This window comes from Variovorax sp. HW608 (assembly GCF_900090195.1).
GTDB lineage: Bacteria > Pseudomonadota > Gammaproteobacteria > Burkholderiales > Burkholderiaceae_C > Variovorax.
In genome coordinates this window covers 7,720,787-7,733,565 of record NZ_LT607803.1, presented here as the reverse complement: position 1 = coordinate 7,733,565, position 12,779 = coordinate 7,720,787, and the positions used below count along the sequence as shown (strand labels likewise).

At 67.2% G+C, this 12,779-nt stretch carries 15 protein-coding genes; 13 read left to right on the top strand and 2 right to left on the bottom strand.

The window, feature by feature from the left end; all coding sequences use genetic code 11:
- Positions 1-34: 34 nt before the first annotated feature.
- The 6 genes from rpmH (at position 35) to VAR608DRAFT_RS36560 (ending at position 4,709) form a co-directional block, all read left to right on the top strand.
- Complete coding sequence (rpmH, locus tag VAR608DRAFT_RS36585; RefSeq protein ID WP_088958522.1) at positions 35-169, top strand: 50S ribosomal protein L34; 135 nt, start codon at positions 35-37, stop codon at positions 167-169.
- A gap of 76 nt (positions 170-245) precedes the next feature.
- Positions 246-632 carry a ribonuclease P protein component gene (locus VAR608DRAFT_RS36580; RefSeq protein WP_088958521.1) on the top strand — a complete coding sequence of 129 codons (387 nt, stop codon included), beginning with the start codon at positions 246-248 and terminating at the stop codon, positions 630-632.
- Positions 629-916, top strand: coding sequence for a membrane protein insertion efficiency factor YidD (yidD, locus tag VAR608DRAFT_RS36575; protein ID WP_172843951.1), 288 nt, complete (start codon positions 629-631; stop codon positions 914-916). The genes VAR608DRAFT_RS36580 and yidD overlap by 4 nt, the downstream gene beginning before the upstream one ends.
- On the top strand, positions 913-2,673 hold the full coding sequence (yidC, locus tag VAR608DRAFT_RS36570) for a membrane protein insertase YidC (protein ID WP_088958520.1): 1,761 nt from the start codon (positions 913-915) through the stop codon (positions 2,671-2,673). The genes yidD and yidC overlap by 4 nt, the downstream gene beginning before the upstream one ends.
- A gap of 76 nt (positions 2,674-2,749) precedes the next feature.
- Complete coding sequence (mnmE, locus tag VAR608DRAFT_RS36565) at positions 2,750-4,156, top strand: tRNA uridine-5-carboxymethylaminomethyl(34) synthesis GTPase MnmE (protein WP_088958519.1); 1,407 nt, start codon at positions 2,750-2,752, stop codon at positions 4,154-4,156.
- 85 nt (positions 4,157-4,241) lie between these two features.
- A complete protein-coding gene (locus VAR608DRAFT_RS36560) occupies positions 4,242-4,709 on the top strand; it encodes a Crp/Fnr family transcriptional regulator (RefSeq protein ID WP_088958518.1) in 468 nt (155 codons plus the stop codon).
- 55 nt (positions 4,710-4,764) lie between these two features.
- Here the strand turns inward: VAR608DRAFT_RS36560 and VAR608DRAFT_RS36555 are convergent, their stop codons facing one another.
- Positions 4,765-6,750, bottom strand: coding sequence for a monovalent cation:proton antiporter family protein (locus VAR608DRAFT_RS36555; protein ID WP_088958517.1), 1,986 nt, complete (start codon positions 6,748-6,750; stop codon positions 4,765-4,767).
- A 98-nt stretch (positions 6,751-6,848) separates the two neighbouring features.
- On the opposite strand from VAR608DRAFT_RS36555, the gene VAR608DRAFT_RS36550 reads away from it, so the two are divergent.
- From VAR608DRAFT_RS36550 to VAR608DRAFT_RS36535, 4 genes are read left to right on the top strand one after another with little or no spacing between them, the layout of a single operon-like run.
- Positions 6,849-7,850, top strand: coding sequence for a KpsF/GutQ family sugar-phosphate isomerase (locus tag VAR608DRAFT_RS36550; RefSeq protein ID WP_088958516.1), 1,002 nt, complete (start codon positions 6,849-6,851; stop codon positions 7,848-7,850).
- The gene (locus VAR608DRAFT_RS36545) at positions 7,850-8,398 is read left to right on the top strand and encodes a KdsC family phosphatase (protein ID WP_088958515.1); all 549 of its coding nucleotides are present in this window, start codon (positions 7,850-7,852) and stop codon (positions 8,396-8,398) included. Before VAR608DRAFT_RS36550 ends, VAR608DRAFT_RS36545 begins: the two co-directional genes overlap by 1 nt.
- The gene (gene lptC / locus VAR608DRAFT_RS36540; RefSeq protein WP_088958514.1) at positions 8,395-9,036 is read left to right on the top strand and encodes an LPS export ABC transporter periplasmic protein LptC; all 642 of its coding nucleotides are present in this window, start codon (positions 8,395-8,397) and stop codon (positions 9,034-9,036) included. The genes VAR608DRAFT_RS36545 and lptC overlap by 4 nt, the downstream gene beginning before the upstream one ends.
- Before the next feature lie 7 nt (positions 9,037-9,043).
- Positions 9,044-9,817 carry an SDR family oxidoreductase gene (locus VAR608DRAFT_RS36535; RefSeq protein WP_088958513.1) on the top strand — a complete coding sequence of 258 codons (774 nt, stop codon included), beginning with the start codon at positions 9,044-9,046 and terminating at the stop codon, positions 9,815-9,817.
- 85 nt (positions 9,818-9,902) lie between these two features.
- On the opposite strand, the gene VAR608DRAFT_RS36530 is transcribed toward VAR608DRAFT_RS36535, so the two are convergent.
- The gene (locus VAR608DRAFT_RS36530) at positions 9,903-10,409 is read right to left on the bottom strand and encodes an RNA recognition motif domain-containing protein (protein ID WP_088958512.1); all 507 of its coding nucleotides are present in this window, start codon (positions 10,407-10,409) and stop codon (positions 9,903-9,905) included.
- A 377-nt stretch (positions 10,410-10,786) separates the two neighbouring features.
- Between VAR608DRAFT_RS36530 and VAR608DRAFT_RS37365 the strand changes: the two genes are divergently transcribed.
- From VAR608DRAFT_RS37365 to metW, 3 genes are read left to right on the top strand one after another with little or no spacing between them, the layout of a single operon-like run.
- Positions 10,787-10,975, top strand: a complete 189-nt coding sequence (locus VAR608DRAFT_RS37365) for a hypothetical protein (RefSeq protein ID WP_157731203.1) — start codon at positions 10,787-10,789, stop codon at positions 10,973-10,975.
- A gap of 51 nt (positions 10,976-11,026) precedes the next feature.
- Positions 11,027-12,178 (top strand): homoserine O-succinyltransferase MetX, encoded by a 1,152-nt coding sequence (gene metX, locus VAR608DRAFT_RS36525; protein WP_088958511.1) that lies wholly within the window; start codon positions 11,027-11,029, stop codon positions 12,176-12,178.
- Positions 12,175-12,759, top strand: coding sequence for a methionine biosynthesis protein MetW (gene metW / locus VAR608DRAFT_RS36520; protein ID WP_088958510.1), 585 nt, complete (start codon positions 12,175-12,177; stop codon positions 12,757-12,759). Before metX ends, metW begins: the two co-directional genes overlap by 4 nt.
- Positions 12,760-12,779: the final 20 nt, after the last annotated feature.

Sequence of the window (12,779 nt, the reverse complement as noted above, 5' to 3'; positions counted from 1 at the left end):
GAAAGGATCCCCCGGTCACACCAGGAAAATCATCATGAAACGCACTTATCAAGCATCCAAGACCCGCCGCGCCCGTACCCACGGTTTTCTGGTCCGCATGAAGACCCGCGGTGGTCGCGCCGTCATCAACGCGCGCCGCGCCAAGGGCCGCAAGCGCCTCTCCGTCTAACGGCACCGCCCCGGCGCCGTTGCCAGTCGTACCGCCCGCGCCCGTACGAACCGACGGCGCCCCGCGGTTCGCTACCATGCAGCGGCTCAAGACCCGCGCGCAATTCCAGGCCGTACTCGCAGGTGCCACCGTGGCGCGCACTGCCCACTTTGCACTGCACCGCTGCCCGCTTGACGCTCCGTCCGGCGCGGCCTCGCTTTTCGGGGCGCAGGACGTCTGGGTGGGCGCCATGGTGCCCAAGCGCTGGGCACGCCGCGCGGTCACCCGCAATGCGATCAAACGCCAGATCTACAACGTGACCGCCGCGTCCGAAGCCTCGCTCGCGCATGCGGCGCACGTGGTGCGCCTGCGCGCCGGCTTCGATCGCAAGCAATTCGTGAGCGCGGTCTCCGACAAGCTCAAGGCCGCGGTACGGGCCGAACTCCAGCTGCTGCTGGAGCGGGCCGCTGCGGCGCGCGCATGATGCGGCGCCTCCTCATCGGCCTCGTGAAGGCCTACCGCCTGCTGCTGAGCCCCTGGCTCGGCCAGGCTTGCCGTTTCGAGCCGACCTGTTCCGTCTACGCCATCGGCGCGCTCGAGCAGCACGGCGCGCTGGTCGGCAGCTACCTCACACTGCGCCGGATCTGCCGTTGCCAACCCTGGTGCCAGGGCGGCCACGATCCGGTTCCCCCCAAGGCACAGCGCCCCGCATCGCGACCGGGGCTGTTCGCCTTCCTTACTTCCGACGACAAGAAGTCTTCTTCATGAACGATATCCGCCGCACCATTCTGTGGGTGATCTTTGGCTTCTCGCTGGTGCTGCTGTGGGACCAATGGCAGGTCTACAACGGTCACCGGCCGACCTTCCTTCCTTCGGCCAAGACCGCGGCGACCGATCGCGCCAACACGCCTGCCACGCCGGCCGCGCCGTCCAGCGGGGTGCCGGCCGCGAGCGCTCCCGCGGCGACCGCTTCGCTGCCGCAGCAAGGCGCCGCGCCCGCCATCGGCGAGCGCGTCACGGTGACGACGGACGTCTTCAAGGCCACCATCGACGGCGAAGGCGGCACGCTTTCCGAGCTGCAGCTGCTCAACTTCGTCGACCAGACGAACAACCACGGCCTGGTGGAATGGTTCCGCCGCCTCGTGGGCATGCCGGTCGCCGAGAACGAATCGCACCCGGTCACGCTCATGGAGAACGGTTCGCCCGCCACGCGCTACGTCGCACAGACGGGCCTGCTCAACCAGGTGCAGACCGGCGAGCGCTTCCCCAACCACCTGACGCTGATGACGCCGCGCAGCGGCGCGCGCGAGCTCGCTGAAGGCCAGAAGACGCTCGAAGTCGCGTTCGAATCCCAGCCCGTCGGCGGCCTGAAGTACGTCAAGACCTACGTGTTCCAGCGCGGCGACTATTCGATCCACGTCAAGCACGAGATCGTCAACGTGAGCAACCAGCCGGTCGACGCGCAGCTCTACCTGCAGTTCGTTCGCCACGGCACGGTCGCGTCGAGCACGATGTTCGGCACCAACACCTTCACCGGTCCGGCCATCTTCACGGAGCAGAAGAAGTTCCAGAAGATCAACTTCACGGACATCACCAAGAACAAGGTCGAGCTCCCCGCGCCCGCCACCAACGGATGGGTCGCGATGGTGCAGCACTACTTCGTCTCGGCCTGGCTGCTCAACGTGCCGGGCAGCGACGCGCTCAAGCGCGAGTTCCGCGTCGCGGATCTGGGCAACAACCTGTTCTCGGTCGCGATGGTGCTCGACGTGCCCAAGCTCGCGCCGGGCGCGACCCAGTTGATCGAATCCAACCTGTTCGCCGGTCCCGAGGAAGAAAAGAAGCTCGAAGCGCTCGCCCCGGGCCTCGAACTGGTCAAGGACTACGGGATCTTCGCGATCATCTCCAAGCCGCTCTACTGGCTGCTCAACCAGCTGTACGGCATCCTCGGCAACTGGGGCTGGTCGATCGTCGCGCTGGTGTTTCTGCTGAAGGCCGCGTTCTTCTGGCTCAACGCGAAGGCCTACGGCAGCATGGCCAAGATGAAGGCCATCAACCCGCGGATCATGGAAATGCGCGAGCGGCTGAAGGACAAGCCGCAGGAGATGCAGCAGGAGATGATGCGCATCTACCGCGAGGAAAAGGTCAACCCGATGGGCGGCTGCTTCCCGATCCTGATCCAGATCCCGGTGTTCATCGCCCTGTACTGGGTGCTGCTGTCGTCGGTCGAAATGCGCCATGCGCCGTGGATCCTGTGGATCAGGGATCTCTCCGCGCCGGACCCGTGGTTCATCCTGCCGGCGGTGATGACCGCGACCTCGCTGTTCCAGACCTGGCTCAATCCGACGCCGCCGGACCCGATGCAGGCCAAGCTGATGTGGATCATGCCGCTGGCGTTCAGCGTGATGTTCATCTTCTTCCCGGCCGGCCTGGTGCTGTACTGGATCACGAACAACGTGCTGTCGATCGCGCAGCAGTGGTTCATCAACAAGCGCCTCGGCGTGCTCGGCAACAAGCCGTCGAAGTAGCCGCAGCCGCACTCCGTCCGGAAAAAGGGCCGCGCAAGCGGCCCTTCTTGCTGGACTTGCTGGAAGAATCACCGACATGCTTGCGCGCACCGCCGATCCGATCGTTGCCATCGCCACCGCCCCGGGCCGTGGCGCGGTCGGTATCCTGCGGATTTCCGGCGCGCGGATGGCGCCGCTCATCACGGCCCTTTGCGGGCGGCCATTGAAGGCGCGCGAGGCGACCTACCTGCCCTTCCGCGACGCGCAGGGCCTGCCAATCGATCACGGGCTGGCGATCCACTTTCCCGCGCCCCATTCGTTCACCGGCGAGGACGTGCTCGAGCTGCAGGCGCACGGTGGCCCGGTGGTGCTGCAACTGCTGCTGGCGCGCTGCCTCGAAGCGGCGGCCGAGTTCGATGTCGCCAGCGGCCGGGCGCGCCTCCCCGGCTTGCGGGTGGCCGAGCCCGGCGAGTTCAGCCAGCGCGCCTTCCTGAACGGCAAGATCGACCTCGCCCAGGCGGAGGCGATCGCCGACCTGATCGACGCCAGCACGGAAGCCGCCGCGCGCAGCGCCGGCCGGTCGCTTTCCGGCGCGTTCTCGCAAGAAATCCACGAACTGCTCGACGCGCTGATCCGCTTGCGGATGCTGGTCGAGGCCACGCTCGACTTTCCCGACGAGGAAATCGACTTTCTCCAGGAGGCCGATGCCATCGGCCAGCTCGCATCGCTGAAGTCGCAACTGGCCGTCGTGCAAAGCCGCGCCCGCCAGGGCGCGTTGCTGCGCGAAGGGATCCGGGTGGTGATCGCCGGCCAGCCCAACGCCGGCAAGAGTTCCTTGCTCAACGCGCTGGCGGGCGCTGAACTGGCGATCGTGAGTTCGGTGCCCGGGACCACGCGCGACGTGGTTTCGGAAACCATCCAGATCCACGGCGTGCCGCTGCACGTGGTCGATACGGCCGGGCTGCGCAAGAGCATCGACGAGGTCGAGCAGATCGGCATCGCACGCGCCTGGGGCCAGATCGAGGGCGCCGACGCGGTGCTTTTCCTCCACGACCTGACACGGACCGCGTTGCCCGAGTATGCGAGGGCCGACGCAGAGATCGCGAGCGACCTGGCGGATCGTCTGCCCGTCGGCGTGCCGGTGATCGACGTCTGGAGCAAGCAGGACGCCGTGCCCTCCGCGGCCGCTGCGACCGGCGTGAGCCTCTCGGCGAAGACCGGGTTCGGCATCGAGGCGCTGCGCACCCGTTTGCTCGAGGTGGCGGGATGGCAGGCAGTGCCCGAGGGTGTCTATCTGGCGCGGGCGCGCCACGTCCAGGCCCTCAAGCGTGTCGAGCAGCACATCGACATCGCCGCCCTGCATCTGGCGGCGCGTGCACAGTCGCTGGACCTGCTGGCGGAAGAGTTGCGGCTGGCGCAGAACGCCCTGAACGAAATCACGGGCGAATTTGGTGCAGACGACCTGCTCGGCGTGATCTTTTCCCGTTTTTGCATCGGGAAGTAACCGAGAGTGTGAATCTTTGTGACATTTGTCACCTTACATTCCCGCTTTCGCGGATACTGCGCTCGACCAGCAGGGCCTTATCACGATGTCTTCCAGCATTCAGGATTTATGCCGGGCCGTCGCCCAGAACACCAGCTACGACGCCTTCGCGCCCGCGTTCAACGCGCAACAGTGGGAGACGCTCGGCAGCTACCTGCAGCCTTTCGACCTTGCCGCCGGCCACGTCCTGATCGACCAGGGCGCCCATGACCGCACCCTCTTCTTCATCGAGAGCGGCGCGCTCAGCGTCCACGTGATCGGCGACAAGGGCCAGATGCGACTCGCTATCCTCAACCCGGGTTCCGTGGTGGGCGAAGGGGCGTTCTTCTCGCGGCTGCCGCGCTCGGCCAACGTGGTCGCGACCGGCGCGGCCCGCGTCTGGCGCCTGACCGCGCTGCGCTTTAGCGAGATGTCCAACCGGCAACCCTCGCTGGCGCTGGAACTGACGATGAGCCTGGGCGCCGTCATCGCCAAGCGGATGGTCAACAAGCCCAAGCGGGTGGCCGTGACCTGAGTTCCGCATGCCGGTTCGACATGCGCAGCGCGCCGCGCGTCGAACCGGGACGGCATCAACCCTTCTGCAGCTTGTCGATGGCCATGGCCAGCGCGCCGGGCTTGCCGGACAGCACCAGCGTGTCGCCGTCCGCGAGCACCGCGTCGTCCGTCGCGTCGGCGGTCTTGCCGTCGCGGCGGCGCAGGCTGGCGACGCGCACACCCAGGGCTTCGAGCGCCAGTCGCGCCAGCGGCTGGCCGATCGCGCGGGCGCCGGCCGAGAGCGTGAAGGTGTTGAGCCGCTCGTGATCCAGTTCGTCGGCGTTGTCGTCGTCGGCGCCGTGGAAGTAGCCGCGAAGCAGGTTGTAGCGCGCGTCGCGCTGGTCCTGCACCACACGGATCACGCGCCGCATCGGCACGCCGACCAGCGCCAGCGCGTGGCTCGCGAGCATGAGCGAGCCTTCGATCGCTTCCGGCACCACTTCGGTGGCGCCTGCCGTCTGCAGCTTTTCGAGATCGCGGTCGTCCTGGGTCCGGACGATCACCGGCACCTGCGGCGCATGCGCGCGTGCATTCGCGAGCACCTTCAGCGCGCCCGCCACGTCGTGGTAGGTGACGACCAGGGCGCTCGCCCGCGCCAGGCCCGCGGCCATCAGCGCCTGCAGCCGCGACGCGTCGCCGAAGACGACCGAATCGCCGGCGGCAGCGGCCTGCCGGACGCGATCGGGATCGAGATCGAGCGCCAGGTACGGGATCCCCTCGCGCTCCAGGACGCGCGCCAGGTTCTGCCCGCAGCGCCCGTAGCCGCAGATGATCACGTGCTGGGCGGTGTTGATCGTCTTGCGGGCGATCGTGGTCATCTGCAGCGACTGCTGCAGCCAGTCGCTCGCCACCAGCCTGCGGACGATGCGATTGCTGTACATGATGATGAACGGCGTCGACAGCATCGACAGCACCATCGACGCGAGCACCGGGTTCACCAGCCATTCGGGCAAGAGGCTCTTTCCCTGTGCCAGTGTGAGCAGCACGAAGCCGAATTCACCGGCCTGCGCGAGGTACAGCCCGGTGCGCAGCGACACACCTGCCGTCGCGCCCAGGAGGCGTGCCAGCGCGGTGACGAGGGTCAGCTTGAACGCCAGCGGCAGCACCAGCAGCACCAGCACCAGCGCCCAGTGCTGCACGACGACGTGCCAGTCGAGCGACATGCCGATCGTGATGAAGAACAGCCCCAGCAGCACGTCGTGGAACGGGCGGATGTCCGTTTCCACCTGGTGCTTGAACTCGGTCTCGGACACCAGCATGCCGGCGACGAAGGCGCCGAGCGCGAGGCTCAGGCCGGCCAGTTCCGTCAGCCAGGCCAGGCCCAGGGTCACCAGGAGCAGGTTGAGCATGAACAGCTCGTCGCTGCGCCGCCGCGCGACGAGCGTCAGCCACCAGCGCATGATGCGCGGGCCGCCGTAGAGCAGCACGGCGATCAGAAAGCCCGCCTTGACGACGGCGAGCGCGAGCGCCTTCAGAAGCGCTTCGGGCGGCGCGCCCAGGGCCGGGATGATCACCAGCAGCGGCACCACCGCGAGATCCTGGAACAGCAGCACCCCCACGACGCGCTTGCCGTGCTCGCTGTCGAGCTCGAGGCGCTCGGCCATCAGCTTCACGACGATCGCGGTGCTGCTCATCGCGAGCGCGCCGGACAGCACCAGTGCTGTCTGCCAGTTCAACTGCCGGGCGGCGGGCAGCACGGAAGACACCAGCAGCGCGCCGGCGGTAGCGATCGCGACCGTCAGCACGACCTGCAGCAAGCCGAGGCCGAACACGTGCTTGCGCATCGCCCGCAGCTTGGGCAGGCTGAATTCGAGGCCGATCACGAACATCAGGAAGACCACGCCGAACTCGCCCAGGTGCTGGATGCCTTCGGAGTTCTGCGCCAGCGCGAAGGCGTGCGGCCCGATCAGCACGCCGGCCGCCAGATAGCCCAGCATCGGCGGCAGCTTGAGGGACCGGCAGGCGACCACGCCGATCACCGCCGCAAGCAGGTACATCAGCGTGAGGTCGAACGAGGTCATGAGCCGATGCTACTGAATGTGGCCCGCTTCCCGCGCCCGCCGTTTCACCCTGTTCCCCTTATTTCTGCCGCTCTTGCCCTGCCCGATAAAATTCCGCGATGAGCTCTCGCCCCGATCTGCCCCCCACGGCCGCACCCGAAGCCATGCTTGCGCGCGCGCGCACCACCTTCGACATCGAAGCAGCGGCCGTGCTCGGCCTGAAGGACCGCGTCGGACCGAGCTTCGTCGATGCCGTGCGCAAGATCCTGGACGTGCGCGGACGCGTCGTCGTCATGGGCATGGGCAAGAGCGGCCACGTGGGTCGCAAGATCGCGGCCACCCTCGCCTCGACCGGCACGCCGGCGATGTTCGTGCATCCGGCGGAAGCCAGCCACGGCGACCTCGGGATGATCAAGGCCGTCGACCTCGTGCTCGCCATTTCCAACAGCGGCGAGGTCGAGGAACTCACCGTCATCCTGCCCGTCGTCAAACGCCAGGGCGTGCCGCTGATCGCCATCACCGGCCGTGTCGATTCCACGCTCGCGCGCCACGCCGACATCGTTCTGGACAGCGGTGTCGAAAAGGAGGCCTGCCCGCTCAATCTCGCGCCGACCGCCAGCACCACCGCGCAAATGGCACTGGGCGATGCCTTGGCGGTCGCCTTGCTCGATGCGCGCGGGTTCGGCACCGAGGATTTCGCCCGCTCGCATCCCGGCGGCGCGCTGGGCCGCAAGCTGCTCACCCACGTGAGCGACGTCATGCGCTCCGGCGACGACGTGCCGCGCGTCGCGCCGGAGGCCGGCTTCACCGACCTGATGCGCGAGATGAGCGCCAAGGGGCTCGGTGCGACGGCGGTCGTCGACCCGGACGGCCGCGCGATCGGCATCTTCACCGACGGCGACCTGCGCCGGCAGGTCGAGACCGGCGCGGACCTGCGCGCGCTGACGGCGCGTGACGTCATGCATGTCGGGCCGCGCACCTTGCGCGCCGAGGCGCTGGCCGCCGAAGCGGCCGAACTGATGGAGCAGCACCGCATCACCAGCGTGCTCGTCGTGGATGCATCCGGGGTGCTCATCGGCGTGCTCAGCATCAACGACCTGATGCGCGCGAAAGTCATCTGATGCCGGTCGAATTCAAGGCGGAGACCCTGCTCGCCGCGCAGGACGTTCGCGTCGTGTTCTTCGACGTCGACGGCGTGCTGACCGACGGCGGCGTGTATTTCAGCGAGCACGGCGAGACGCTCAAGCGCTTCAGCATCCTCGACGGCTACGGCCTCAAGCTGCTGCGCGCGGCCGGCATCAAGCCGGCGGTGATCACCGGCCGCGACTCGAAGCCGCTGCGGGTGCGGCTCGAGGCGCTCGGCATCGAGCATGTGCGTTACGGCACCGAAGACAAGCTGCCCGCCGCCGAGGCCATGCTGGCATCGTTCGGCCTGGACTGGAAGCAGGCGGCCGCGATCGGCGACGACTGGCCCGACCTGCCCGTGCTCACGCGCGTCGCTTTCGCCGCGGCGCCCGCGAACGCGCACGCCGAAGTCCGTGCCATCGCCCACCATGTGACGAGCGCGCGCGGCGGCGAAGGCGCGGCGCGCGAGTTCTGTGATCTGCTCTTGACCGCGGGCGGGCACTACCGCCGATTCCTGGATGCCGCGCGAGGCCGGCCCGAATGAAGTCGGCCTGGAGCCTGCTGCGTGACGGATTCGATCGCGTCACGATCTACCTGCCCCTGATCCTGACTGCGACGCTCGCGCTGGGCACCTACTGGCTGGTCCGCAATGCGCCCAAGCTGCTGGAGCCGGCCCCGAAGGAGGCGCCGGTCCACGAGCCGGACTTCTTCATGCGCGGCTTCGTGGTGAAGAGCTTCCTGCCGAGCGGCGAACTGCGCAGCGAATTGTTCGGCAAGGAGGGCCGGCACTACCCGGACAGCGACACGCTGGAGGTCGACGAGGTGCGCTTCCGCTCCATCTCGGATGAAGGGCTGGTCCTGCACGGCTCGGCCAAGCGCGGCCTCTCGAACGGCGACGGCACCGAGATCCAGTTGTTCGGCAACGCGGTCGTGACGCGCGATGCTGCCGTCGGCCCCAACGGGAGCGTCATCCCGCGCCTGGAGTTTCGCGGCGAATTCCTGCACGTCTTCACCGATACGGAACGTGTGAAATCCAACAAGCCTGTCGAGCTGACGCGCGGCACCGACAAGTTCACCTCGGACTCGATGGACTACGACAACGCGACCGGCATCGCCAATCTGCAGGGCCGCGTGCGCGGGCTTCTGATCCCGGCGCAGGTTCCGCCGGCCGGCAAACGCTGACGTCGACATGAAGCGTCTCGCATTCATCACCGGCGCCTCCAGCGGCATCGGGCAGGCATTGGCCGCGCGCTTCTACGAGGCGGGCTACGACCTGGCGCTCGTGGCGCGGCGCACGGCGGAAATCGAAGCCTGGGCCGCGCAGAAGAAGATCGATGCCTCGCGCTGCGGGATCTACGGCGCCGACGTGGCGCAGATCGACAGCATCGTCGCGGCCGGCACCGCGTGCCTGGAGCGGCAAGGCGTGCCCGACGTGGTGATCGCCAACGCCGGCATCAGCGTCGGGATCGACACCGCCGAGCGCAGCGACCTCGAGGTGTTCGCACGCCTCCTGGCCATCAACAACGTCGGCGTTGCCGCGACCTTCCATCCCTTCGTTCGCGCGATGCAGTCGCGCGGCAGCGGTCGCCTGGTGGGCATCGGCAGTGTCGCGGCGATCCGCGGCCTGCCCGGGCACGGTGCGTATTGCGCCAGCAAGGCCGGTGTGGTGGCTTACTGCGAGAGTCTGCGCACGGAACTTCGCGGCGGCGGGGTCAAGGTCGTGACCGTTTCGCCGGGCTACGTCGATACCCCGCTGACGCGGGCGAACCGCTACGGCATGCCGTTCCTGATGCAGCCGGCCGATTTCGCGGATAAGGCATTCCATGCCATCGAGGCGGGCACGAGCTACCGGGTGATCCCGTGGCAGATGGGCGCCGTGGCGAAGCTGCTGCGGGTGCTTCCCAATGCCCTGTACGACCGGGTCGTCCAAGGTCGCGGGCGCAAGCGACGCGCCGGCGAATAGGCGGGGTCGTCAAGAGCGCCGGCCATGAAAAAAGGCTCCCGAGGGAGCCTTTCTTCTTGATTCCGATGCGGAACGGGTGGGGCGATCAGTAGCCGCTGTTGCCGCCGTTGCCGCCGCCGTAACCGCCGCGGCCGCCGCCACGAGGACCTGCGCCGTAGGGGCTGCGGAAACCACCGTCGCCGCCGCGACCGCCGCCACCGCCGCCGCCACCACCGTAGCCGCCGCCACCGCCGCCGCCGTAACCACCACCGCCGCCGCTGCGACCACCACCGCCGTAGCCGCCGCCACCGCCGCCGTAACCACCACCACCGCCGCCGTAGCCGCCGCTACGCGGAGGACGCGCTTCCATCGGACGCGCCTCGTTCACCACCACGCTGCGGCCGCCCAGGGGCTGACCGTTCATGCCGTTGATGGCCGCCTGTGCTTCCGCCTCGCTACCCATCTCGACAAAACCGAAGCCCTTGGAACGACCGGTATCGCGCTCCATCATGACTTTGGCGCTGGTCACGGCACCGAATTGGCCGAAAGCTTGCTCGAGATCGCCGTCGCGTACCGAGTAAGGCAGATTACCGACGTACAGTTTGTTGCCCATCAAGGGACTCCTAATAAACACACAAGAAAAAGCGATGGAGTCCCGAAAGCACCACCAGCCGAAAAGACTCGACGAGTTGCGCGAAACTGACCGATCACCGATTGCATCCACCCGAAAAGTGGAGGGATGCTCGCCCATTATGTGGGAAATACGTGTTGTGCAACTAGGAATTTGCCCCGAGTACTACGGGCGAGATAAATAATTTACAAGTTGGTGCCTACTTACAACGCAGGCCTGCAAGACGCTGGAGTCCGCCCGCTCATTGGGGAGCAGCCGCCTTCCATTGCGAGAAGGGGCTCGGGTCAACAGGCTTGTCCTACAACTTGAGGGATATGACCCCGGCGGCGCCCGGGTGTCCGGCAGCAGGATGCCCTGTCGTGCCCGGCGAGCGCATCGTGCGGCGCGTGCCGATCCGGCTGGCGCACAGCATCAGCCCCGTCATCTTCCTGGTGCTCCGCGTTGCGGCGCTGATCGACCGGGGTCGAGCCGCCAACCGGCGCGCAGGGCATATACTTCCGCACGCGCCGATTTGCTCCAGCTTGCGGGCGCTTGATAAATGCAGCTAAAGACGGACGCCGTGACCCGGCTCGTTTTTGGCGAGGCCGGGTTTTTCATTCATGTCGTTCGTCGTCACACCGCAATCGATGCAGTTTGCCGGGCCGCTGTCCCTCAGCAGCGGCGCATCGATTTCCAATTATTCGCTCGCCTATGAAACCTACGGCGAGCTCAATGCGGACCGCAGCAACGCGGTGCTCGTCTGTCATGCGCTGAATGCGTCGCACCACGTCGCCGGCGTGTATGCGGGACAGGACAGGTCCGAAGGCTGGTGGGACAACATGATCGGGCCCGGCAAGCCGGTCGACACCGATCGCTTCTTCGTCATCGGCATCAACAATCTGGGCTCGTGCTTCGGCTCGACCGGCCCGATGCACACGAATCCCGAAACCGGGCGTGCCTACGGCGCCGACTTCCCGGTGGTCACGGTGGAGGACTGGGTCAATGCGCAGGCGGGGCTGCTCGATGCGCTTCGCGTCCGCACCCTGGCGGCCGTGATGGGCGGCAGCCTCGGCGGCATGCAGGCGCTCTCGTGGACGCTTCAATATCCCGAGCGCGTGCGTCACGCCGTGGTCATCGCGAGCGCGCCGAGCCTCACGGCGCAGAACATCGCATTCAACGAAGTCGCGCGGCGCGCGATCGTGACCGATCCGGACTTCCACGGCGGCCACTTCTACGAGCACAGCGTGATCCCCCAACGCGGCCTGCGCATCGCGCGGATGATCGGCCACATCACCTATCAGAGCGACGACGTGATGAACGAGAAGTTCGGCCGTGCATTGCGCACCGCGGTCGAAGGCGCCGCGGGCCGACAGGACTACCTCTATTCGACGCAGGAGGTGGAGTTCCAGATCGAGAGCTACCTGCGCTATAACGGCGACAAGTTCAGCGAGTACTTCGACGCGAACACCTACCTGCTCATCACGCGTGCGCTCGACTATTTCGATCCCGCGCATGCGCATGGCGGCGATCTTCGCGCCGCATTGGCCAAGGCCATGGCCAAGTTCCTGATCGTGAGCTTCACCACCGACTGGCGCTTCTCGCCCGGGCGCAGCCGCGAGATCGTGAAAGCGCTGCTCGACAACCGGCGCCATGTGAGCTACGCCGAAATCGATGCCCCGCACGGGCATGACGCCTTCCTCCTCGACGACGTGCGCTACATGAGCGTGGTGCGCTCCTATTTCGACCGCATCGCGGCATCGGCCATCCAATGAGCGACCTGGGCACACAACAACTCATCGCGCGGCTCGTGCCGCAAGGCTCCCGCGTGCTCGATCTGGGTTGCGGCGACGGTGCGCTGCTCGATCTGCTGCAGCGCGAGCGCGGCTGCACCGGCTACGGCGTCGAGATCGCCGACGGCAACGTGCTGCACTGCGTGCGTCGCGGCGTCGATGTGATCCAGCTCAATCTGGACGAAGGCCTCGCGATGTTCGACGACGCATCGTTCGACGTCGTGCTGCAGATCGACACGCTGCAGCATCTGCGCAATGCCGAGGTGATGCTGCGCGAGACGGCGCGCGTCGGCCGCATCGGCATCGTGGCCTTCCCGAACTTCGCGCACTGGCCCAACCGCATCAGCATCGCGCGCGGCCGCATGCCGGTGACGAAGCGGCTGCCCTACCAGTGGTACGACACGCCGAACATCCGCGTCGGCACCTTCAAGGACTTCGAAGTGCTTGCGGGCAAGAACCGGCTGCGCGTGCTCGACGCATTCGGTCTCGAGAACGGACGCGAGGTCCGCTGGCTGCCCAACGCGCGCGCGAGCACGGCGGTGTTCAAGTTCGAGCGCGGCTGAGCGCGCAGGCAAGCGAGGCC

Coding starts and splice junctions, on each gene's coding strand:
- rpmH (WP_088958522.1), top strand. CDS start 35: ATGAAACGCACTTATCAAGCATCCAAGACCCGCCGCGCCCGTACCCAC.
- VAR608DRAFT_RS36580 (WP_088958521.1), top strand. CDS start 246: ATGCAGCGGCTCAAGACCCGCGCGCAATTCCAGGCCGTACTCGCAGGT.
- yidD (WP_172843951.1), top strand. CDS start 629: ATGATGCGGCGCCTCCTCATCGGCCTCGTGAAGGCCTACCGCCTGCTG.
- yidC (WP_088958520.1), top strand. CDS start 913: ATGAACGATATCCGCCGCACCATTCTGTGGGTGATCTTTGGCTTCTCG.
- mnmE (WP_088958519.1), top strand. CDS start 2,750: ATGCTTGCGCGCACCGCCGATCCGATCGTTGCCATCGCCACCGCCCCG.
- VAR608DRAFT_RS36560 (WP_088958518.1), top strand. CDS start 4,242: ATGTCTTCCAGCATTCAGGATTTATGCCGGGCCGTCGCCCAGAACACC.
- VAR608DRAFT_RS36555 (WP_088958517.1), bottom strand. CDS start 6,750: ATGACCTCGTTCGACCTCACGCTGATGTACCTGCTTGCGGCGGTGATC.
- VAR608DRAFT_RS36550 (WP_088958516.1), top strand. CDS start 6,849: ATGAGCTCTCGCCCCGATCTGCCCCCCACGGCCGCACCCGAAGCCATG.
- VAR608DRAFT_RS36545 (WP_088958515.1), top strand. CDS start 7,850: ATGCCGGTCGAATTCAAGGCGGAGACCCTGCTCGCCGCGCAGGACGTT.
- lptC (WP_088958514.1), top strand. CDS start 8,395: ATGAAGTCGGCCTGGAGCCTGCTGCGTGACGGATTCGATCGCGTCACG.
- VAR608DRAFT_RS36535 (WP_088958513.1), top strand. CDS start 9,044: ATGAAGCGTCTCGCATTCATCACCGGCGCCTCCAGCGGCATCGGGCAG.
- VAR608DRAFT_RS36530 (WP_088958512.1), bottom strand. CDS start 10,409: ATGGGCAACAAACTGTACGTCGGTAATCTGCCTTACTCGGTACGCGAC.
- metX (WP_088958511.1), top strand. CDS start 11,027: ATGTCGTTCGTCGTCACACCGCAATCGATGCAGTTTGCCGGGCCGCTG.
- metW (WP_088958510.1), top strand. CDS start 12,175: ATGAGCGACCTGGGCACACAACAACTCATCGCGCGGCTCGTGCCGCAA.